Raw genomic sequence first — 21727 nt, 5'->3', positions numbered from 1 at the left:
TTGCCGAACGCCGACCGCCCTTGACACCGTGCTGCGGTGCGGCAACGCCCTGCGCATGGACAGCACGATCGTTACCGCCGTACTGCTCGGCATCGTCGAGGGCCTCACCGAGTTCCTTCCGGTCTCCTCGACAGGGCACCTCATCCTTGCCACCGAACTGTTCGGCTATGACGCCGCGCAATGGGCCATGTTCAACGTGGTGATCCAGCTGGGCGCGATCCTGGCGGTGGTCGTGCAATACTGGCGCACGTTCTGGGCCGTCGGCATGGGCCTGCTCCGGCTGGAGCCGCTGTCGCTGCGCTTCCTGCGCAACCTGCTGGCCGCGTTCATGCCCGCCGCGGTCATCGGCCTGCTGCTGAAACACCAGATCGAGGGTCTGCTCGGCAGCCCGCTGGTGGTGTGCTGGGCGCTGATCGTGGGCGGCATCGGCATTCTCGTGGTCGAACGCTTCGCCAAGGGCGGTGAACCGACCGGGATCGGCCAGTTGCCGCTGCGACAGGCCGTGGGCGTGGGCTTCGTGCAGTGCCTGGCCATGATCCCCGGCGTCAGCCGTTCGGGCGCGACCATCATGGGCGCGCTGGCCATGGGCATCGAGCGCCGCACCGCCGCCGAATTCAGCTTCTTCCTGGCCATCCCGACGATGCTGGGGGCGACCACGCTGGAACTGCTCGACAAGCGGCACGAACTGGCCGCCGGCACGCTGGGCGTGGGCTGGGCGGAGATCGCGGTGGGTTTCTTCGTCTCGTTCGTGGTGGCGCTGGCGGTGATCCGCTTCTTCGTCGCCTATGTCAGCCGGCACGGCTTCACGCCGTTCGCATGGTACCGCATCGTGGCGGGCGCGGCGGCGATGTTCTGGCTGCTGCGCGCCTGACCGCCCCACCGGTCCCCGCCCCACCGATTCTCCCAGCCGCCGATCAATCGCGCCATAACGGCGGGGTTTCCGGAACCAAATCCCCGCCGCCGGATTGTGAAAGGCATCAAGGCAACAATGGGGATGTCCGGAACATGGGTATCATCGTCCTTCTCATCGTGGGTGGCATTCTGGGCTGGCTGGCCAGCATCGTGATGCGCACCGACGCACAGCAGGGTATCTTCCTCAATATCGTGGTCGGCATCGTCGGCGCCATGCTCGGCGGGTTTCTGCTCACGCCCTTCATCGGCGGCGGCAGCATCACCCAGGGCATTTCGGCGGGCAGCCTTATCGTGTCGTTCCTCGGCGCGGTGATCCTGCTGGCGATCGTCAATCTGGTGCGGCGCGGTTCGGTTCGCTGAACGCTACGAATTGGAATCCCGAGAGAAAGGGGCGGCCACTCGCGGGCTGCCCCTTTTTCGTGCACGCTCACCCTCCGTTCGAATCGCACAGGCACGGGCTCCATGGGTGAACTGAAGAAGAAGGACTACGAAGACCTGCTGGAACCCATGCAGGAGGAACTGACCTGCATGGCGCGCTGGGTAGCAAAGACCGGCGCGCGCGTGCTGGTGATCTTCGAAGGGCGCGACACTGCGGGTAAGACCGGCGTGATCCACGCCATACTCCAGCGGCTCAACCCCCGCCAATGCCGCGCCGTGGCGCTGCCCAAGCCAACCGAGCGCGAACAGGGCCAGTGGTACTTCCAGCGCTATATCGCCAACCTCCCCGCCGCCGGGGAGATCGTGCTGTTCGACCGCAGCTGGTACAACCGTGCCGGTGTGGAGCGCGTGATGGGCTATGCCAGCGAGGATCAGGTGCGCGCGTTCCTGGCGCAGGCGCCCGCGTTCGAGAAGCTGCTGGTGACGGACGGCCTGCTGCTGTTCAAATACTGGCTGACCTGCGATCAGGAGGAACAGGAACGGCGCTTTGCCGAGCGCCGCGACGATCCGATGAAACGCTGGAAGCTCTCCCCGGTCGATCTGGAGGCGCGCGGCAAGTACGCGGCCTACACCGAAGCGCGTGAGGCGATGCTGGCCGCCACCCACACGCCCGAATCGCCGTGGACGCTTGTGGACTTCAACGACCAGCGCCGGGGCAGGCTGACCGTGATCCGCAACCTGCTGGACCGTATGCCCGATACCCGCGTGGATGTGCCGCCGCTCGATCTGCCGCCGCTGAAGGACAAGCCGCTCAAGGAACGCTTCGGTCTGGTGGAACCGCTGCACCCTTATCCCAAGGCTTGACTTTCGCGTGATTCTCCCCCAACGCCCGCGCCCTGCGAAGGCGGCGTGGCAACGCGCCGCCGCAATAGTTTTCAGCACGCGCGCGCAAGCTAGTTCAGGATTGTTAGAGCCATGGCAAAGCCCACCACCGTCAAGATTCGTCTGGTCTCGACCGCCGACACCGGCTTCTTCTATGTCACCAAGAAGAATCCCCGCAACAGCACCGAGAAGTTCAGCTTCCGCAAGTACGATCCGGTGGCGCGCAAGCACGTCGAATTCAAGGAAGCCAAGATCAAGTAAGGCGTTCCGCCTACCGTTCGCCGGAACCTTCCCGGTTCACGGCGAGTTCAACGCCGGTCCTGCAACAAACGGCGATGAACACGATGCTTGATCTCTTCCGCCTTCCCGGCCGATCCCGCCTGATGCACGCCGTCGCGGTTTCCGCGATGGCGTCCGCTGGCCTTGGCGCCGTGATGGCGCCGGCCCCGCTCGCGGCGCAGAACGCGCCCGCGCCGGCTCCCGCCAACGACGTCGACCGTGCGGTGGATGCGCTGCGCGCGATCACCACGATGCGCGCCAACTTCGTCCAGACCGACCGGTCCGGCCAATCGCTGTCCGGCGTGATGACGATGAAGCGCCCGGGCAAGATCCGCTTCCAGTACGAACGCGGCGTGCCTTTGCTGATCGTTTCGGACGGGCGCGCGCTGACGCTGATCGACTACGAGGTGCGGCAGGTCCAGCGCTGGCCGATCCGCAACAGCCCGCTGGGCGCGTTGCTCGATCCCAGCAAGGATGTCGCCCGCTTTGCGCGGCTGATACCGACCAACCATTCCAGCGTGGTCAGCATCGAGGTGCGCGACACGCGCCACCCCGAATACGGCACGATCACGCTGATCTTCATTCGCAAGGCTTCCGCGCCGGGCGGACTCGAACTCGACAGCTGGGTTGCGCTCGATTCGCAGAACAAGCGAACCACCGTGCGCCTGTCGGGCCAGCAATACGGCATCGATGTGCCGGAAAACACGTTCCGCTGGAACGATCCGCGTCCCAACTCGCCCAAGCACTGACGCGGTCTGCCCGCGATCCCGGCGACCCGTTCTTTACCGGACGGGCGTTCCGGCCGTTCGTCGCCGGCACGCGACGCTTCGGCAACAACCTGTGCGCGGCACGCGACAAGCTGCGACAAACTTGTCGTTTCCGTTCATCCGCCAGCAAGCGCGGCGGTCCTAGAACGGGTTCAGACGAGGCGGTCGAGGCGGGTTTCCCCCCTGTTGCCCGGCCTTCGAAAAGCCGCCGCGTCTAAGCGTGACGAACGCAGATGGAACCCTCGCCCCCAATGCCCCCGGGGCGAGGGTTTTTCCTTGCCCCTTCAGGCAGCGATCACGAGACAGCGCTTCGGGCTTGCACCGGCTACCGGCCTGCACCTAAAGCCTTGGCCATGGTCTCTATCGCTACCTGGAACATCAATTCCGTCCGCCTGCGCATCGATCAGGTCGAGCGCTTCCTGGCCGAACAGGCGCCCGACGTCCTGTGCCTCCAGGAAATCAAGACCGCCGAGGAACTGTTCCCGCACGAAATGTTCGAACGGCTGGGCTATACCCATCGCGCGGTGCATGGGCAGAAGGGCTACCACGGCGTCGCCACAGTCAGCCGCGTTCCCTTCCGCGAGATCGGCCGGCACGACTGGCAGGACAATGGCGAGGCGCGCCATGTGGGCGTGGAACTGCTCGGGCCCGGCCAGGGGATGTTGCTGGAAAACGTCTATATCCCGGCGGGCGGCGACATTCCGGACCGTGAACTCAACCCCAAGTTCGGGCAGAAGCTCGATTTCCTCGAACGGATGACGCGCTGGGCGGACAAGGTGGACCGGCCCACGCTGATCGTCGGCGATTTCAACATCGCCCCGCTCGAATCGGACGTTTACAGCCACAAGGCGCTGCTCAAGGTGGTCAGCCACACCCCGATCGAGGTCGAAACGCTGGGCCGCTTCCGCGACGCGCACGGCTGGATCGACCTGGGCCGCAAGCATATCCCCGCGCCAGAGCGGAACTACAGCTGGTGGAGCTATCGTTCGTACTGGCGCAACAAGGATCAGGGCCGTCGGCTCGACCATATGTGGGCCTCGCCCGATCTTGCCGGGCAATCGACGAGCCACCGCTTCGTCGAGGAAACGCGCAAGTGGGACCAGCCTTCGGACCACATTCCGCTGGTGACCGGGTTCGACCTGTGAGCGATACGCGCACGGTTGCGCGCGCGCTGGATGCGCTGCGCCATGGCTGGGCCGTGCGCGTCACCGCCGATGATGGCGCGCTGGACCTGCTCCCGGCGGAAACCGGCTTTGTCCAGCCCGGCGTCTATGCCGCGAACCTGCTGATATCCGCCGCCCGCGCGGCCACGCTGAAGCTCGCCAACCAGCGCGAGGCGGCCGTGCCCGAGGCCCCGGTGCTGATCCACGGCGCCGACCCGTTCACCCAGCTCAGTGCGCGCGAGCTGGCCGATCCCTCGCTCGATCTGGACCGCCCGCTGCGCGGCCCGTTCCGCGCCCTGCCGATCGCGGCGCACGCAGCCGCCGTCACCGCGATGGAACTGGCGCGGCTGGCCGGCATCCTCCCCGCCTTTCTGGTGGCGACGGGAGTGGAACCGGCGGTCACGGTCTCCGCCGCCGACCTCGCGGCGTTCAAGGACCCGCTCAACCTGACCATCCAGGCGCGCGCGCGCCTGCCGGTTCACGCCTGCGAACACGCCGAGATTGTGGCGTTCCGCGCGCGCGACGACCTGCGCGAACACGTCGCGCTGATTCTCGGCACGCAGAGCGGCGAGCGCGTGCCGCTGGTCCGCCTGCACAGCGAATGCCTGACCGGCGACGTGCTGGGCAGCCTGAAGTGCGATTGCGGCCCTCAGCTCGACGCCGCGCTGGCGCGCATGGCGGAGGAAGCCAACGCCGGCGGCTGGGGCGTGCTGCTCTATCTGCGCCAGGAAGGGCGCGGCATCGGCCTGATCAACAAGCTGCGCGCCTACGAACTGCAGGACCAGGGCTTCGACACCGTGGACGCCAACGAGCGGCTTGGCCTGCCCAGCGAGGCGCGCGACTTTCCTGTGGCGGCGCGGATGCTCGATCTGCTGGGCGTCACCACGATCCGGCTGATGACCAACAATCCCGGCAAGGTCGCCGCGCTGCAGGGACTGGGCGTGGACGTGGAGGAGCGCGTGGCGCACCAGTTGCCCGCCAACCCGCACAACGAACGCTACCTCGCCACCAAGCGCGACCGCACCGGCCACCTGCTGCGGTAAGGCAGGCGGCTGCGCGCCGCCTGCCTGCGTCCCGCTACAGCGCCCGGAACATGATCAGGCCGACGCACAGCACCAGCACGGCCGCGCCGGCGACGCCCTTCATCACGTCCTTCAGCGTGAACCGGTCGATATGATCGCCGCGGAACCGGGCATAGCCGCTGGCGATGGCGGGATTGCTGGCGATCATGCCGATGTCGAGCGCATTGGCCTCGCGCCGGAAATAGGAGACGAGCACGCCGTGCTCCTCGGTGGATACGTCGGGGTAGGCCGCCAGCAGCGCCTCGATATGCGCGCGACGGGCGAGAGCAGCGGGGCTGCTTTCCTGAATGGTCATGTCGGTATTCCTGATATGCGTGAAGTCTGCGCCCGAACGTGGGGCGCGGTGGCACATCAGGGGGTGGGCGGACCTCGTGGCGCGATCTTGCGCGCCAGCGGCGCGGGAAGCGGCGGGCCGGTCTGGTCGGGCCAGGCATGGGGAATCGCCGCAACCAGCGGCATCGCCGGCAAGACGACGGCCGACACCGTCGGCAGCACCGGCGCGATCTGCACGACGTGGCGCTCGACCGCGGTCTTGCGCGCGGGCGCGATGGCGACTTCCGCCGTGGCCGCGCTGAACGCCGATCCGCTGCGCACGACCAGCGGCGCCTCGAAAGGCGTGACCGCATGGAACGCCACGGTCAGGACCAGCAGCGCGGCCCAGAACCGCGCCGCCAGCCGAGAAGGAAGCCGGCTCAGCACCCGGCCAACGTAGGGATTGGGCGCGCGAACGGCAAGCGCGCGGGCCGGTTTCGGCGCCCCGCCCTCACCCTTGCCCAGCCGGGGACTTGAAATCCGGAGCGATTCGGTCCATAAAGAGATTGCGGGACCGGGCCCCTCTGGCTTGGCGCGCTGGCCCATTCGGGCAGCCGCCTTGCGATGTCGGACCGCATCGGGTGACACCGATGCCTGCCGGTCCGGGTTCCTTCCCATTTCCCGCCCATGGACCGCAGGGCTTCGGTGCGCCCGATCGAATCAACCGTTTCGATCGAGGAGCAAACGATGTCCGACATTACCTTCCGCCTGATGGAGCGCCACCAGCAGATCGACGAGGCGCTGCGCGCCGAGCGCCGCCGCCGCTGGCCCGATCCGCTGGCAATCCTGCGCCTGACACGCGCCAAGCTGGCGCTGCGCCAGCGCCTTGGCCGCCTGATGCGCCGCCGCATCGCCCTGCACGGCTAAGGCGGAGAGCGACCATGGAAATTCTGTTCGCGGACTGGCTGGGCACTCCGGCCTGGTTGTGGCTCGTCTTCGCCGGCCTGGTCATCGCGCTCACCGCTTTCGACCTTGGCGTGCTGCACAAGGACGACCGGGCCATGGGCATCGGCGAATCGCTGCGGCTGACCGCCTTCTACATCACCATCGCCCTGCTCTTCGGCGCCTGGGTCTGGGCCGAAAAGGGCGCCGGTTCCGGCATGGCCTGGTACACCGGGTTCTTCATCGAAAAGGCGCTGTCGATCGACAACGTCTTCGTCATCGGCCTGATCTTCGGCACCTTCGCGATTCCGGCGAAGTACCAGTACCGCGCGCTGCTGTGGGGCATCATCGGCGTGATCGTGCTGCGCGGCGCGATGATCGCGGCGGGGGCGGCGCTGGTCTCCGAAGCCTATTGGGTGCTCTATCTTTTCGCCGCCTTCCTGATCTTCACCGGCGTGAAGATGCTGCTGGGCGGCGATCACGAACCCGACGTGGCCAACAACCCCGCCGTGCGCTGGATCAGCCGCCATATGCGCGTGACACCCGCGCTCCATGGCCAGCGCTTCTTCGTGCGCGTGCCCGATCGCCGCACCGGCCGGCTGGTGCTGGCCGCGACGCCGCTGTTCCTGGCGCTGGTGGTCATCAACGTCGCCGATCTGGTGTTCGCAGTGGACAGCGTGCCGGCGATCTTCGCGATCACCACCGACCCCTTCATCGTCTATACCTCGAACATCATGGCGGTGCTGGGCCTGCGCGCGCTCTATTTCGCGCTCTCGGCGATGGTCGACCGCTTCCAGTACCTCAAGGTCTCGCTGGCGGCGGTGCTGGTGTTCATCGGCGCCAAGATCTTCGTGTCCGACTTCCTGCTGGGCGGCGCGAAGTTTCCGCCGCTGGCCAGCCTGGGCGTGACCTTCGGCCTGATCGCGGCGGGCGTCCTCTATTCGCTTTGGAATACGCGCAGCGCGCAACCTGCGCTCAATGCTGCCGAATGACCTCGAGGAACTGCTCGCCATAGGCGTCGAGCTTGCGCGCCCCCCCCCCGCCGATCCCGCCCAGTTCGGCGCGGTTGGCGGGGCGGGTTGCCGCCATCTCGCGCAGCACCGAATCGTGGAAAATCACATAGGGCGGCACGCCCTGTTCCTGCGCCAGATCGCGGCGCAGCGCGCGCAGCGCGTCGAACAGCGGATCGCCCACCGGGTTGAGCGCGGCACCGGCCGCCCCCTTGCGCCGCCGGCCGCCGCCTTCCTGACGCGGCGGCAGGATCAGGTCGACGCGCACATCGCCCTTCAGGATTTCGCGCGCATCGCCGCCCAGCGCCAGCCCGCCATGCTCGGTGGCGACAAGGCTGCCGCGCGCCTGCAAGGCCCGCGATAGCACACGCAGCAACGGCGCGTCCTCCGCCGGCACGATGCCGAAGACCGACAGCTGATCGTGCCCGCGCGCGGTCACCCGTTCATCGGCGCGGCCGGTCAGCACTTTCTCGATATGCCCGAAGCCGAAGCTCTGCCCCGTGCGATAGACGGCGGACAGGAACTTGCGCGCCAGTTCGGTGGCATCGGTCTGCGCGGGCGGAGACAGGCAGTTGTCGCAATTGCCGCAGGTCGGCGGCGGGTCCTCGCCGAAGTGGCGCAGCAGCACCGCGCGGCGGCCCCCGCCGGCCTCGACCAGCCCGGCCATGGCATCCAGACGCTGGCGCTCGCTGGCGCGGCGGTGTTCCTCGACTTCGCCGATCCGCTGGCGCGCGCGCAGGAAATCGTCGGCGCCCCACAGCAGCAGCGCCACCGACGGATCGCCATCGCGCCCGGCGCGCCCGGTCTCCTGGTAATAGCCCTCGACCGACTTGGGCAGCGCGGCATGGGCGACGAAGCGCACGTCCGGCTTGTCGATGCCCATGCCGAAGGCGACCGTCGCCACCATCACCATGTCCTCGCTGGCGACGAAGGCGGCCTGGTTGGCGGCGCGCACTTCGGGCGGCAGGCCGGCGTGATAGGGCAGCACCGGCCGCCCCTGCCCCGAAAGCTGCTCCGCCAGCCGCTCCACCCCGGCGCGGGTGGGGGCATAGACGATGCCCGGCCCCGGCTGCTCCGCCATCAGGCGGGTAAGCTGGCGCAGCGGATTGTCGCGCGGGGTGATGGCATAGCGGATGTTCGGCCGGTCGAACCCCGCCACGATCAGCCCGTCTTCGGCGATGCCGAGCTGTTCGAGGATGTCGGCGCGCGTGTGCCGGTCGGCCGTGGCGGTCAGCGCCAGGCGCGGCACTGCCGGGAACATGTCCATCATCGGCCGCAGCAGCCGATAATCGGGGCGGAAATCGTGCCCCCATTCGGATACGCAATGCGCCTCGTCGATGGCGAACAGCGCCACGCGGCCCTGCGTCAGCAATTCGCGGAAATGCGGCTGGCTGGCGCGTTCGGGCGCCACGTAGAGCAGATCGAGATCGCCCGAGAGGAAGCGGTCGATGGTCTGCCCCCGGTCGGTATCGACGCTGGTCAACGCCGCCGCGCGGATGCCGTTGGCCGTGGCCGAGCGCAACTGATCGTGCATCAGCGCGATCAGCGGCGACACGACGACGCACGTGCCCGCCATCATCACGGCCGGCAACTGGTAGGTCAGCGACTTGCCCGCGCCGGTGGGCATCACCGCCAGCGTCGATTGCCCCGCCAGCACGCGCGCCACAACCTGTTCCTGCACGCCCCGGAACGCCGAAAACCCGAACACCGCGTGCAGTGCCTCGGCCGGATCGGCCCAGACGGGGGCAGGCGGGGCTGACGCAGCGGACGCGGCTTCGGGAAAGAACAGGCCGGGGTCGGTGAAGTCCCGCTCGTCCTCTTCGGCGTAGTAGGAATAGGTATGGGGTTCGTCAGGCAAGGTCACGCCCGCCGCTATGGCAGAGGAACGGGCCGCAGGGAACCTGCGCGCGGCCGCCTGCCATGGGAAAAAGACGGCGCGACCGCCGCAGGATTACTGCTTCGCCGCCAGCCAGTCCGCCAGCTGCGCGATCTCGTCCGGATCGAGCACCCACGTCCGCGTGGCGCGGCCTTCGCGGTGCACCGGCACGGTCAGCAGCACGCGCGCCTGGGTGCGGGCGTGGGGCTTGTAGAGCGTGTAATGCATCGCGCAGTCGCGGATCGTGCCGATGATCGGCGCGCGCCCTTCCAGGTCGATCATCGTGGCCGCCTGATCCCACGGAATGCTGGATGTGAGCATCGGATCAGACGTCCAGATTGGCGACGTTGAGCGCGTTTTCCTGGATGAAATCGCGGCGCGGTTCGACGATGTCGCCCATCAGGCGGGTGAAGATCTCGTCGGTCACGTCGGCGTCTTCCACCTTGACCTGCAGCAGCGAGCGGTTGTCCGGATCGAGCGTGGTTTCCCAGAGTTGCTCGGCGTTCATTTCGCCCAGCCCCTTGTAGCGCTGGATCGACAGACCCTTGCGGCCGCCAGCCAGCACCGCATCGAGCAGCTCGGACGGGCGCGTGATCGCGTCCTTCGGCTCGGCGCGCGGCTTGGCCGCTTCCTGCTCGCTCTCGTCGGCGGTGACGGCCGGTTCCGGTTCAACCGCGGCGGCGGAGGCGCGCACCAGCCGCGCGGTGGCGGAATAGACCTCGGCGGTTTCGGCCGTCAGCCGCGCCAGCTTGCGCGCTTCGGCGCTGGTCAGGAAGCCCGGCTCGATGATGTGGTGGTCGGTCACCCCGCGCCACTGGCGCTGGATGTGATAGCCACCTTCTTCCGAAAGCCCCGCGCTCCAGCGTGCTTCGGTATCGCCCCGGTCCAGCCAGCGGGCCGTGCGCGCCAGCGCTTCGACGCGGGCATCGGCGGACAAATCGGGATCGAGCGCTCCGGCCAGCGCCAGCGCCTCGATGATCGCCGGATCGTAGCGGCGCGGCACGAAGGCCATCAGGTTGCGCATCCGCAGCGCGTGTTCGACCAGCGCATCGAGTTCCACGCCGCCCCGCGCGCCGCCGGCGGTTTCCAGCACGCGCCCGGCCAGCCCCGCTTCGATCAGGTAGCGATCGAGCGCGGCATTGTCCTTGAGATAGACTTCCGACCGGCCCTTGGCGACCTTGTAGAGCGGCGGCTGGGCGATGAAGAGGTGCCCGGCACGGATGATGTCGGGCATCTGGCGGTGGAAGAACGTCAGCAATAGCGTGCGGATATGGGCACCGTCGACGTCGGCGTCGGTCATGATGACGATCTTGTGGTAGCGCAGCTTTTCGAGATTGAACTCGTCGCGGATGCCGGTGCCCATCGCCTGGATCAGCGTGCCCACTTCCTTGGACGAGATGATCCGGTCGAACCGGGCGCGCTCCACGTTCAGGATCTTGCCCTTGAGCGGCAGGATCGCCTGGTAGTGCCGGTCACGCCCCTGCTTGGCCGAACCGCCGGCCGAATCCCCTTCGACCAGGAACAGTTCGCACTTGCTGGGATCGCGCTCCTGACAGTCGGCCAGCTTGCCGGGCAGGCTGGCGATGTCCATCGCGCCCTTGCGCCGCGTCAGTTCGCGGGCGCGCTTGGCCGCCTCGCGCGCGGCGGCGGCGTCGATGATCTTCTGGATCACCGCCTTGGCGTGGGCCGGGTTTTCCTCCAGCCACTCGCTCATCTTGTCACCCATCAGGCTTTCGAGCGGCTGGCGCACTTCCGAGCTGACCAGCTTGTCCTTGGTCTGCGAGGAGAACTTGGGGTCGGGCAGCTTGACCGAGACGATCGCCGTCAGCCCTTCGCGCATGTCGTCGCCGGTCAGGCTGACCTTTTCCTTCTTCAGCATGCCCGATTTTTCGGCATAGCCGTTGAGCGTGCGCGTCAGCGCCGCGCGGAACGCCGCCAGGTGCGTGCCGCCATCGCGCTGCGGGATGTTGTTGGTGAAGCACAGCACGTTTTCGTAGTAGCTGTCGTTCCATTCGAGCGCGACATCGATGCCGATGCCGTCGCGCTGCGCGGAGATCGCGATCGGATCGGGAAGCAGAGCCACCTTGTTGCGATCGAGATAGCGCACGAAGGCCGCGATGCCGCCCTCGTAGAAAAGGTCGTGCTCCTTGACCTCCTCGCCGCGCTTGTCGCGCAGCAGGATGCGCACGCCCGAATTGAGGAACGCCAGTTCGCGGTAGCGGTGTTCGAGCTTTTCGAAATCATAGACGGTGACGTTCTTGAACGTCTCGTCCGAGGCGAGGAAGGTCACGCGCGTGCCCTTCTTGCCTTCGGGCGCCGGCCCGCGCACCGCCAGCGGCGCGACCGCATCGCCATGGGCGAACTTCATCCAGTGTTCCTCGCCGTCGCGCCAGATGGTGAGTTCCAGCCATTCCGACAGCGCGTTGACCACCGAGACGCCGACGCCATGGAGGCCGCCCGAAACCTTGTAGGCGTTATCGTCGCTGGTGTTCTCGAACTTTCCGCCGGCGTGCAGCTGGGTCATGATGACCTCGGCCGCCGACACGCCCTCTTCGGCGTGGATGCCGGTGGGGATGCCGCGCCCGTTGTCCTCGACCGAGACCGATCCGTCCGGGTTCAGCTCGATCAGCACCAGGTCGCAATGCCCGGCCAGCGCCTCGTCGATCGCGTTGTCGGAAACCTCGAACACCATGTGGTGCAGGCCCGACCCGTCGTCGGTATCGCCGATGTACATCCCCGGCCGCTTGCGGACCGCATCAAGACCCTTGAGGACCTTGATCGAATCCGCGCCGTAGGAATTGGTGTTCGGGGTGTTTTCTGAAGAGCTGGCCATACCGAGCATATAGGCAGAGCCGCGCCCAAGCCCAAGCGAAAGAGCCCTGATGCGGGGGATTTTCCACAAGGAATGGTCACAAATCCGCACGGTTTGCCGCGATCGGCACCGCGCGCGCGAAAAAGGCATTGCCGGGCCGCTTCCCAAGGGCCGGGAATGATGCTGAAACGGGCGCCATGGAAACGCTTTTTCAGGGGATAGGAATGCGTTCGTTCCGCTTTGGCGCCCTGGCCGCCAGCCTGCTTGCCGCCACACTCATGACACCAGCCGCCCACGCGGCCGACGCGCCCGCACCACTGCGCGCCGATCAGGCGAAGTTCCGCGAACTCTACAAGGAATTCGTGGAGACCGACACGTCGATCACCACCGGCAGCTGCACCGCGCTGGCCGACAAGATCGAAGGCCATCTCAAGGCCGCCGGCTTCGCCGACACGCAGATCACCCGCTTCGCCGTGCCCGATCATCCCAAGGAAGGCGGGCTGGTCGTGGTGCTGCCGGGCAGTTCGAAGACGCTCAAGCCCATCCTCCTGCTTGGCCATCTCGACGTGGTCGTCGCCAAGCGCGAGGACTGGACCCGCGATCCCTACCAGTTCATCGAGGAAAACGGCTATTTCTATGGCCGCGGCGTGGCCGACATGAAGGCGATGGACGCCATCTGGGTCGACATGCTGACGCGCTTCAAGAGCGAAGGCTATCGTCCCAAACGCACGCTCAAGCTGGCGCTGACCTGCGGCGAGGAGACGAGCTGGGCGTTCAACGGGGTGCGCTGGCTGGCGGAGAACCGGCGCGACCTGATCGACGCCGAATTCGCGCTGAACGAAGGCGGCGGCGGCCGCACCGACGGATCGCCCGAAGGCAAGGTGATCCAGCAGAACCTGCACGTCGGCGAAAAGGTCGTCGCCAACTTCAAGATCGAGGCGACCAATCCCGGCGGCCACAGTTCGATACCGATCCGCGACAACGCGATCTACGAACTGTCGGACGCGCTGGTGAAGCTGCGCGACTACGAATTCCCGCTGATGCTGAACGATACCACGCGCGGCTATTTCGCGAAGCTGGGCGCCACGCGCAACGACGCGATCGGCAAGGCGATGCTGGCGATCGTGGCCAATCCGGCCGACAAGCAGGCCGAAGCCACGCTCAACACCGACCGCTCGTTCCATTCGATGCTGCGCACGACCTGCGTCGCCACGCTGCTCGAAGGCGGCCACGCCAACAACGCGCTGCCGCAGCGCGCGGCGGCCATGGTCAACTGCCGCATTTTCCCCGGCGTCTCGTTCGAAGCCGTGCAGAAGACGCTGACCGACGTGATCGCCGATCCGCGCATGACGGTGACCAAGATCGACGATCGCGGCCCGCTGCCCAAGGCGCCGCCGCTGACTCCGCAGATCCTGGGTCCGGCCGAGAAGCTGGTGGCGAAGTACTATCCGGGCGTACCGCTGGTCCCGGTGATGTCCACCGGCGCCACCGACGGCATCTACCTCGAAGCGGTGGGGATTCCGTCCTATGGCCCGCCGGGCCTCTATGGCGATCCCGACGGCAACGGCGCGCACGGCCTCAACGAGCGGATGCGCGCCAAGGCCGTCTATACCGGCCGCGATTTCCTGACCGATCTGGTCAAGGCCTACGCAGGCTGAGGGCAACGCGGGCATGAGCGGGCAAGCAGGGGGAGGAACGATGACGAAGCGATCCGGATGGCGCTCCAGGGTGGCCGGGCTGGCCCTGGCGGGGCTGCTGATGGCATCGACCGGCGCGCAGGCGGCGGAAGCGCCACTGCGGCCGGACCAGGTACGGTTCCGCGACCTGTTCCGCGAATTAATCGAAACCAACACCACGCTTTCAGCGGGCAGCTGCACGCTCGCGGCCGAGCGCATGGCCGCCCACTTGCGCGCGGCCGGGCTGCCCGAAAGCCAGATCACGCTGTTCAGCACGCCCGAACACCCCAAGGACGGCGGCCTCGTCGCGGTCTATCCCGGCACGTCGAAGACGCTGAAGCCGCTGCTCGCGATCGCCCATATCGACGTGGTGGAGGCCAAGCGCGAGGACTGGGAGCGCGATCCCTTCAAGCTGGTCGAGGAAGACGGCTACTTCTATGGGCGCGGCACGGGCGACGTGAAATCGATGGCGGCGATGCTGGTCGATACGCTGATCCGCTTCCGGGAAAGCGGCTACAAGCCCGCCCGCACGGTCAAGATCGCGCTCACCTGCGGCGAGGAGACCAACGGCGCGTTCAACGGCGCGGAATGGCTCGCCGCCAACCGGCGCGACCTGATCGATGCCGAATTCGCGCTGAACGAGGGCGGCGGCGGCACCACCGACGGACGCGCCGTGGCCGCCGGGGGCAAGGTGGTGGAGCAGACCATCCAGGTCGGCGAAAAGACCTTCGGCAACTACCGGCTGGAAACGCGCAATCCCGGCGGCCATAGTTCGGTGCCCCGGCCGGACAACGCGATCTACCAGCTCGTCCACGCGCTCGACCGGGTGGAAGCACATGAATTTCCGGTGGAATTCACCGATACCACACGCGCCTATTTCCGCGCGGCGGGCACGGCGCGCAACGATGCCATCGGCAAGGCGATGGTCGCGCTCGCGGCCAACCCGGCGGACAAGGCGGCGGAAGCGGTGGTCAATACCGACCCGTTCCTGCATTCGAACCTGCGCACGACCTGCGTCGCCACGATGCTGGATGGCGGCCATGCCCGCAACGCGCTGCCCCAGCGCGCCGGCGCCAATATCAACTGCCGTATCTTTCCCGGCCATTCGGTCGAAGCGATCCGGGGCGAACTGGCCGCGATCATCGGCGATCCCGGCGTGACCGTCACCGCGCTGGCGCCGCTGCGCCCCTCGCCACCCCCGCCGCCCTTATCGCCCAAGGTGATCGATCCGGCGCGCAAGCTGGTGGCGAAGTATTTCCCCGGCGTCCCGCTCGTGCCGGTGATGGCCAACGGCTATACCGATTCCACATTCCTGGGCGCCGTGGGCATCCCGACCTATGGCGTTCCCGGCATGTGGGGTGATCCCGACGGCAACGGCGCCCATGGCTTGAACGAAAGGATCGAGGTGCGCTCGCTGTTCGTCGGCCGCGATTTCCTGTTCGATCTGATCAAGGCCTATGCCGGCTGAAGGCAGCGCCACCCGACGCTGCCCGGCGCCCTCCCTGCGGGACAAGCTGTGGATAGCGCGGGGACAAGGCTCTTGACGCATCCCGCCCTGCCGTGTTCCTTGGCTGGCATGCGTCACGAAGCGGTCACGCAGATTTTCCACATACCCACGCAGGCGGGCATTCCTCCTGCTGCCGCTGCCCGCTCTGGCAGGCCCTGGTTCGCCGAACCGGAGCCGGCAAGGCAGGTTTGCGGGAGACGCGCCGGAGCATGCTTCATACCGCGTTGATAGAGCGGGCGGCTGCGGCCAGGCCCCATAGCGGCGATGCCGCGCGGAACCTGTCGGGTTGCCCCGCGCTTGTCCTCAATGCCGATTACACCCCCTTGAGCTACTATCCGCTCAGCCTGTGGCCGTGGCAGACCGCGATCAAGGCCGTGTTCCTGGAGCGGGTGGACATCATCGCCACGTATGACCGCGAGGTGCACAGCCCTTCGCTGGACATGAAGATCCCTTCCGTGATCGCGCTGCGCCAGTACGTGCGGCCCAGCGAGTTTCCGGCCTTCACCCGCTTCAACCTGTTCCTGCGCGACCGGTTCGTGTGCCAGTATTGCGGCAGCCCGGACCAGCTGACGTTCGATCACGTGGTACCCCGCCGCCTGGGCGGCCGCACCACCTGGGAAAACGTGTCGACCGCCTGTGCGCCGTGCAACCTGCGCAAGGGCGGGCGGACGCCGAAGCAGGCCCACATGCGGCTGATGGAGGAACCGATCCGGCCCACCACCTGGCAATTGCAGGAAAAGGGCCGGGCGTTCCCGCCCAACTACCTGCACGCAAGCTGGCGCGACTGGCTGTACTGGGACGTTGAACTGGAAAGCTGAAGGTTCAGGCCGCCGCCTGCCCCGCATCCCGCCCGCTGTCGCCCTGCTGATCGCAGATGATGCACAAGGCATGGATGATCGCGCGGACCACCGGGTCCTTCAGGCTGTAGAACCGGGTCTGCGCCTCGCCACGGATTGCCACCACGCCTTCCTCGCGCAGCATGGCGAGATGCTGCGACACGGCCGATTGCGACAGGCCGGTCAGCGCGACCAGCTCGTTCACCGATACCTCGCCCTCGTCCATCCGGCACAGCATGAGCAGCCGTTCGGGATGGCTCATGATCTTGAGCCGCTGGGCCATACGGTTGGCGTTGGCCTTCAGGTCGGAGAGGTCTGCTGGCTTCATGACTTCCGTGACGTAAGTGTTTCGCGACGCCACACAAGCCCCGCCACCGGCACAAACACACCAAAATCCGCCTGATCGGTCAAAAGAAGGGGCGGGAAGCCGCACAGGCCCCCGCCCCCAGCGCGCGGGACCATGACAGTCCCGGCAGGGTCCGGATCGGTTGATCGCGTCAGATCGCCGGATCGTCGTCGATCGGCGAGTTGAATTCGTGCCACATGCCGTTGATGATGCCAAAGGCCAGCGCCAGGCCCAGGCCGAGAATCCACGAAAAATACCACATCGGTCCGTATCCTCAGTAGAAATCGGGGTTGGTGCGGACATCCTCGATCGTCACGCGGCCGAACAGCACGCTCATGACCCAGCTTGTATAGGCCAGCACGATCGGCAGGAGAATCACCGTCACCAGCAGCATGACGAACAGCGTGAGGTGGCTCGACGAGGCGTTCCACACCGTCAGGCTCGATCGCGGATCGATCGAACTGGGCAGGATGAACGGGAACATCGACAGGCCGACGGTGGCGATGATGCCCACCGTCGCCAGCGCGGACCCGATCAGGTTCAGCACGGAACTGCGCCCGCGGATGCCCGCCAGCGCGATCGCCGGACCACCAAGGCCCAGCAGCGGCGCGACCAGCATCCAGGGATGCGCACCGTAATTGGCCAGCCATGCGCCGGGCGCCGCCGCCGCGCTGGAAAAGCGCGGATTGGAAGGCCCGGCGGCGTCGATCAACCCGTCCAGGCGGAAACCCAGTCCGCCCTTGGCCACGATCAACCCACCCGCCGCGAACAACACGATCGAGCCGATTGCCGCCCAGGTGCCGATCCGCCGCGCGCGTTCCATCACCGGGCCGTCCTCGATCTTCACCGCCAGCCAACCCGCGCCGTGGAGCACGACCATCGTCACCGACAGCAGGCCGGTGAGCAGCGTGAAGGGCGTGAACAGGCCCAGCAACGTGCCTTCGTAGGTTACGCGCAAGTCGCTATCCAGCCGAAACGGCGCGCCGGCCAGGACGTTGCCCACGGCCACGCCGAATACCAGCGCGGGCACGAAGCCGCCGATGAACAGCGCCCAGTCCCACCGCGCGCGCCAGCCCGCATCGGGCTTCTTGGAGCGGTACTTGAACGCTACCGGTCGCAGGATCAGCGACGCCAGCACCAGGAACATGGCGAGGTAGAAGCCGGAGAAGCTCACGGCGTAGACGAACGGCCAGGCGGCGAAGATCGCGCCGCCGCCCAGGATCAGCCATACCTGATGGCCTTCCCAGTGCGGCGCCACCGCGTTAATGACCAGCCGGCGCTCCTCGTCGTCCTTGCCGACGAACGGCAGCAGCGCCGCCACGCCAAGGTCATAACCGTCGGTCAGCGCGAAGCCGATCAGCAGCGTGCCCAGCAGCACCCACCAGATCAGGCGCAGCGTTTCATAGTCGAGCGGGATACCCATGCGCCTGTCTCCTTATTCCGCCGGCAGCGGCGCGAAGCCGCCGTTCATGCCGTGCTGCGCAGCCGGCGCGTGATGTTCGACCGGTCCCTTGCGGATCGACGCCAGCATCAGCCGCACCTCGATCACCGCCAGCGTGCCGTAGAGCAGCGTGAAGCCGGCGATCGTCGCCCAGACCTGCGCGACCGTCAGCGAGGATGCGCCAAGGAAGGTCGGCAGCACGCCGTCCACCGCCCACGGCTGACGGCCGATTTCCGCCAGCACCCAGCCGAACTCGATCGCCAGCCACGGCAGCGGAATGATCGCCACCGCCACGCGCAGGAACCATGTGCGGTTGAACTGGCAGACCGATGCGCACCAGAAGGCCGCCGCGAAGAAGGCGATGAAGAAGAAGCCCAGCCCCGCCATGAATCGGAACAGCCAGAACATCACCGGCACATTGGGCACGGTGTCCCACGCGGCCTTGAGTATCTGCGCGTCACTCGCCTGGCGCGGATCGGCCAGATGCCGCTTGAGCAGCAGGGCATAGCCGAGATCAGCCTTGTGATTCTCGAACGTTGCGCGCGCGGCGATGTCGTTCCGGTCGGCCTTCAGCTTCTCCACCGCGTCATAGGCGATCAACCCGCTGTGGATGCGCTGGTCGGCGCGCAGCACCAGTTCGTTGATGCCGGTCACCTCGCCCGTCAGGCTGCGCGTGGAGATCAGGCCGAGGACATAGGGGACCTTGATGTCGAACCGCGTTTCCTGCGCCTGCATGTCGGGGATGCCGAACAGCGAGAGCCCGGCCGGCGCCGGTTCGGTGTGCCACATCGATTCGATCGCGGCGAGCTTCATCTTCTGGTTGTCGGTAAGGGCGTAACCCGATTCGTCGCCCAGCACGACGACCGACAGCGACGAGGCAAGGCCGAACGCGGCCGCCACCATCATCGACCGGCGGGCGATGTTGGTCCACTTGCCCTTGAGCAGGTACCACGCCGAAATGCCCATCACGAAGACCGAGGCGCAGACATAGCCCGCGCTGACGGTGTGGACGAACTTGGCCTGCGCCACCGGATTGAACAGCACCGTATAGAAGTCGGTCACTTCCATGCGCATCGTGTCGGGATTGAACGTCGCGCCCACCGGGTTCTGCATCCAGCCGTTGGCGATCAGGATCCACAGCGCGGAAAGGTTGGTGCCCAGCGCGGTCAGGAACGTCACCAGCAGGTGCCCGATCTTCGACAGCCGGTCCCAGCCGAAGAACATCAGGCCCACAAACGTCGCTTCGAGGAAGAAGGCCATCAGCCCCTCGATCGCCAGCGGCGCGCCGAAGATGTCTCCAACGTAGTGGGAATAGTACGACCAGTTCGTGCCGAACTCGAATTCCATGGTAAGGCCCGTGGCCACACCCAGCACGAAATTGATTCCGAACAGCTTGCCCCAGAAGCGCGTGACGACGCGCCAGATCTCCCGCCCGGTCATCACGTAGATGCTCTCCATGATGACGAGCATGAACGAAAGGCCAAGCGTAAGCGGCACGAAAAGGAAGTGGTACATGGCCGTCAGCGCGAACTGAAGGCGGGAAAGCTCTACGACTGCCATATCCATCTGGCATGTTCCCCGTTAATTGGCCGGCAGATTGCGGGGCGGCATGGTTGGTGCCACTGGGCCGGCGCCGGAGGTTTGACTCAAACCCTTGATCAATTACAATATTTACTAATATAAGACTTTACGAATATGTCAAGCAGCGCGATTTCCCAAATGCCTGAAAGAAAACGCCGCGGCGCGGGTCGCGCCGGCGCCTGGTGGCTTCTGGACAGCGCGGGCGCAGTGGCCGTTGCCCTTGCGCTGGCCATCATCGTGGGCCGGCGGGCGGAAGGACATCATGCTTTGGTATGGGTCTTGCTCCTGCTCGCGGGTGGAGCGTTGCGCGCCTTCGCTGTCGCCCGCGCCCGCATCAGCGGGCAAATCGCCGCCAATGCGGAAAAACGAATGGTGCGACAGGATCTCCACCGCGCGCTCCTTCCGACAAGGCTGCAACGCGCACGCCTTGTCGGCGAGGACCTACACCTCGCCGTGGACGCGGTCGATGTGACAGAAGGTCTCACCGCGCGCTTCTCCCCCTTGCGTCTGGCGGCAGCCATTTCGCCCTTTCTTATCGCGCTTGCGGCCGCGCCTGCAAGCATGATCGCCGCCGGCATCATGCTGATAACACTGGCGCCGTTCGGCCTGGCCATGGCGCTCGCCGGATCGGCCGCGCGCCGCGCCGCCGATGCCCAGCACCAGGCGCTGTCCCGGCTTTCGGGCCTGTTCGTCGACCGCGTCCGCACGCTGCCGGCGATTCTTGCGTTCGGGGCGGAGGCGCGCGTGGCCGCGCACTTGGGCACGGCGTCCACCGATGTCGCGCGGCGCACGCTGGCCGTGCTGCGCATCGCTTTCCTGTCGAGCGCGGTGCTGGAATTCTTCGCGGCGCTCTCGGTCGCGCTGGTGGCGGTCTATTGCGGCTTTTCGCTGCTGGGCCTGCTGCCCTTTCCCGCGCCGGAAAACCTGACCCTGACGCGCGCCTTCTTCGTCCTCGCGCTCGCACCCGAGTTCTACCTGGGGATGCGCCGCCTTGCCGCCGCCTATCACGACAAGCAGACCGGCGAAGCCGCGCTGGCCGCGATCGCCGCAGAGCGCGCGCGGATGCCGGCCCCGGTGGCAACGCAGGCCATCCCCTCCGCAGCAACCATGCTGGCCACGCGCGGGCTGGTGCTGCGCCATCCCGAAGGCGCGGCCATCACGGTGCCCGACGCGGACTGGCGCGGCCCCGGCTTCCACGCGATCACCGGCCCCACCGGCGCGGGCAAGTCCTCGCTGCTGCTGGCGCTGATCGGCCATGTCCCGGTCGAACAAGGCACCCTCGCGCGCGACGGAACGCCCTTCGCGCCCGGCGCGCTCAATCCGGCGATCGGCTGGGCGGGGCAAAGCGTCGCGCTCGTGCCCGGCACCCTGCGCGACAATCTGGTGATGACCGACACGCCGCTCGACGAAGCCGCCACGCTGATCCTGCTGGGGCGGCTGGGGCTCGGCACGATGATTGGATCGCGCGGCGGGCTGGACGCGCCGCTCGATCATCGCGGCAGCGGACTTTCGGGCGGGGAACGCCGCCGCATGGGGCTCGCCCGTGCCATCCTCAGCGGCCGCCCCATCCTGCTGCTGGACGAACCGACCGCCGATCTCGATGCCGACACCGCGCGCGCGATCCGCGCGATCCTGGCCGATCAGGCCGCGCGCCGCCTTGTCATCGCCGCCACGCACGACGCCGACCTCATCGCCATAGCGGGGTCCACATGCCGCCTCTCCTGATCGACACCTTGCTGACCGAAGCCGCCCGGCCCCAGCGCGCCACGCTGCGCCTGGCCATGCTTTGCGCCGTGCTGGCCGCGGCGGCCGGCGTAACACTGCTGGCGCTGTCGGGCTGGTTCCTGGCGGGCGCGGCGATCGCCGGGCTGGGTGGCATCGCGGCGGTGCAGGCGTTCAACTACCTGCTGCCCAGTGCGGCGATCCGGGGCTTGGCGATCACCCGCACCGCCACGCGCTATGGCGAGCGGCTGCTGGGCCACAAG

Annotated in this window: 23 protein-coding genes and 1 pseudogene; 14 read left to right on the top strand and 10 right to left on the bottom strand. The window is 67.1% G+C overall.

What is annotated here, in order from left to right:
• Positions 1-55: 55 nt before the first annotated feature.
• From NMD1_RS09900 to ribA, 7 genes are all read left to right on the top strand, one after another.
• The gene (locus NMD1_RS09900) at positions 56-871 is read left to right on the top strand and encodes an undecaprenyl-diphosphate phosphatase (protein ID WP_125954607.1); all 816 of its coding nucleotides are present in this window, start codon (positions 56-58) and stop codon (positions 869-871) included.
• Positions 872-1005: 134 nt separating this feature from the next.
• Complete coding sequence (locus NMD1_RS09895; RefSeq protein ID WP_124809942.1) at positions 1006-1272, top strand: GlsB/YeaQ/YmgE family stress response membrane protein; 267 nt, start codon at positions 1006-1008, stop codon at positions 1270-1272.
• A 102-nt stretch (positions 1273-1374) separates the two neighbouring features.
• Entirely contained in the window at positions 1375-2154 is a 780-nt protein-coding gene (gene ppk2 / locus NMD1_RS09890; RefSeq protein WP_125954605.1) for a polyphosphate kinase 2, read from the top strand.
• Between the two features lie 111 nt (positions 2155-2265).
• Positions 2266-2433, top strand: a complete 168-nt coding sequence (gene rpmG, locus NMD1_RS09885; RefSeq protein WP_124809944.1) for a 50S ribosomal protein L33 — start codon at positions 2266-2268, stop codon at positions 2431-2433.
• Between the two features lie 83 nt (positions 2434-2516).
• Positions 2517-3200, top strand: coding sequence for an outer membrane lipoprotein carrier protein LolA (locus NMD1_RS09880; RefSeq protein WP_375600799.1), 684 nt, complete (start codon positions 2517-2519; stop codon positions 3198-3200).
• 371 nt (positions 3201-3571) lie between these two features.
• Positions 3572-4363 (top strand): exodeoxyribonuclease III, encoded by a 792-nt coding sequence (locus NMD1_RS09875; protein WP_125954603.1) that lies wholly within the window; start codon positions 3572-3574, stop codon positions 4361-4363.
• Positions 4360-5424 (top strand): GTP cyclohydrolase II, encoded by a 1065-nt coding sequence (ribA, locus tag NMD1_RS09870; protein ID WP_233497500.1) that lies wholly within the window; start codon positions 4360-4362, stop codon positions 5422-5424. The genes NMD1_RS09875 and ribA overlap by 4 nt, the downstream gene beginning before the upstream one ends.
• Positions 5425-5458: 34 nt before the next feature.
• Here the strand turns inward: ribA and NMD1_RS09865 are convergent, their stop codons facing one another.
• Together NMD1_RS09865 and NMD1_RS09860 are read right to left on the bottom strand one after the other, a co-directional pair.
• Positions 5459-5758 (bottom strand): hypothetical protein, encoded by a 300-nt coding sequence (locus NMD1_RS09865; RefSeq protein ID WP_125954599.1) that lies wholly within the window; start codon positions 5756-5758, stop codon positions 5459-5461.
• A gap of 56 nt (positions 5759-5814) precedes the next feature.
• Positions 5815-6162: a hypothetical protein gene (locus NMD1_RS09860; protein ID WP_124809948.1), complete on the bottom strand. Its 348-nt coding sequence runs from the start codon at positions 6160-6162 to the stop codon at positions 5815-5817.
• Positions 6163-6462: 300 nt separating this feature from the next.
• Between NMD1_RS09860 and NMD1_RS09855 the strand changes: the two genes are divergently transcribed.
• A complete protein-coding gene (locus tag NMD1_RS09855) occupies positions 6463-6642 on the top strand; it encodes a DUF465 domain-containing protein (RefSeq protein WP_124809949.1) in 180 nt (59 codons plus the stop codon).
• 14 nt (positions 6643-6656) lie between these two features.
• Positions 6657-7649: a TerC family protein gene (locus tag NMD1_RS09850; protein ID WP_125954597.1), complete on the top strand. Its 993-nt coding sequence runs from the start codon at positions 6657-6659 to the stop codon at positions 7647-7649.
• Here the strand turns inward: NMD1_RS09850 and recQ are convergent.
• The 3 genes from recQ to gyrB all read right to left on the bottom strand — a co-directional run bounded on the left by recQ (position 7633) and on the right by gyrB (position 12376).
• The gene (gene recQ / locus NMD1_RS09845; protein WP_125954768.1) at positions 7633-9384 is read right to left on the bottom strand and encodes a DNA helicase RecQ; all 1752 of its coding nucleotides are present in this window, start codon (positions 9382-9384) and stop codon (positions 7633-7635) included. The two genes, NMD1_RS09850 and recQ, sit on opposite strands and share 17 nt — an antisense overlap.
• Before the next feature lie 234 nt (positions 9385-9618).
• Complete coding sequence (locus NMD1_RS09840) at positions 9619-9864, bottom strand: hypothetical protein (protein ID WP_125954595.1); 246 nt, start codon at positions 9862-9864, stop codon at positions 9619-9621.
• Positions 9865-9868: 4 nt separating this feature from the next.
• Positions 9869-12376, bottom strand: coding sequence for a DNA topoisomerase (ATP-hydrolyzing) subunit B (gene gyrB, locus NMD1_RS09835; protein ID WP_125954593.1), 2508 nt, complete (start codon positions 12374-12376; stop codon positions 9869-9871).
• 203 nt (positions 12377-12579) lie between these two features.
• On the opposite strand from gyrB, the gene NMD1_RS09830 reads away from it, so the two are divergent.
• The 3 genes from NMD1_RS09830 to NMD1_RS09820 all read left to right on the top strand — a co-directional run bounded on the left by NMD1_RS09830 (position 12580) and on the right by NMD1_RS09820 (position 16356).
• A complete protein-coding gene (locus tag NMD1_RS09830) occupies positions 12580-14013 on the top strand; it encodes a M20/M25/M40 family metallo-hydrolase (RefSeq protein ID WP_125954591.1) in 1434 nt (477 codons plus the stop codon).
• 40 nt (positions 14014-14053) lie between these two features.
• Complete coding sequence (locus tag NMD1_RS09825; protein WP_125954589.1) at positions 14054-15499, top strand: M20/M25/M40 family metallo-hydrolase; 1446 nt, start codon at positions 14054-14056, stop codon at positions 15497-15499.
• Between the two features lie 248 nt (positions 15500-15747).
• Positions 15748-16356 (top strand): HNH endonuclease, encoded by a 609-nt coding sequence (locus NMD1_RS09820; RefSeq protein ID WP_124809955.1) that lies wholly within the window; start codon positions 15748-15750, stop codon positions 16354-16356.
• A 4-nt stretch (positions 16357-16360) separates the two neighbouring features.
• Here the strand turns inward: NMD1_RS09820 and NMD1_RS09815 are convergent, their stop codons facing one another.
• From NMD1_RS09815 to NMD1_RS21525, 5 genes are all read right to left on the bottom strand, one after another.
• Positions 16361-16702, bottom strand: a complete 342-nt coding sequence (locus NMD1_RS09815) for a helix-turn-helix transcriptional regulator (protein WP_124809956.1) — start codon at positions 16700-16702, stop codon at positions 16361-16363.
• 169 nt (positions 16703-16871) lie between these two features.
• Positions 16872-16982, bottom strand: coding sequence for a cytochrome bd-I oxidase subunit CydX (gene cydX / locus NMD1_RS09810; RefSeq protein ID WP_124809957.1), 111 nt, complete (start codon positions 16980-16982; stop codon positions 16872-16874).
• 12 nt (positions 16983-16994) lie between these two features.
• Positions 16995-18143 carry a cytochrome d ubiquinol oxidase subunit II gene (cydB, locus tag NMD1_RS09805; protein ID WP_125954587.1) on the bottom strand — a complete coding sequence of 383 codons (1149 nt, stop codon included), beginning with the start codon at positions 18141-18143 and terminating at the stop codon, positions 16995-16997.
• A 12-nt stretch (positions 18144-18155) separates the two neighbouring features.
• Entirely contained in the window at positions 18156-19727 is a 1572-nt protein-coding gene (locus NMD1_RS09800; protein WP_125954585.1) for a cytochrome ubiquinol oxidase subunit I, read from the bottom strand.
• Positions 19728-19859: 132 nt separating this feature from the next.
• A complete protein-coding gene (locus NMD1_RS21525) occupies positions 19860-20132 on the bottom strand; it encodes a hypothetical protein (protein ID WP_233497541.1) in 273 nt (90 codons plus the stop codon).
• On the opposite strand from NMD1_RS21525, the gene NMD1_RS09795 reads away from it, so the two are divergent.
• Positions 20022-21467, top strand: a complete 1446-nt coding sequence (locus NMD1_RS09795) for an ATP-binding cassette domain-containing protein (protein WP_233497530.1) — start codon at positions 20022-20024, stop codon at positions 21465-21467. The genes NMD1_RS21525 and NMD1_RS09795 overlap by 111 nt on opposite strands.
• Positions 21452-21727, top strand: a pseudogene (locus NMD1_RS09790) (ABC transporter); the annotation flags it as partial. The gene NMD1_RS09795 and the pseudogene NMD1_RS09790, both read left to right, overlap by 16 nt.

The sequence above is a fragment of the Novosphingobium sp. MD-1 genome (assembly GCF_001014975.1).
In the GTDB taxonomy this organism is placed as follows: domain Bacteria; phylum Pseudomonadota; class Alphaproteobacteria; order Sphingomonadales; family Sphingomonadaceae; genus Novosphingobium.
This window is presented reverse-complemented; position numbering and strand designations above follow the sequence as displayed.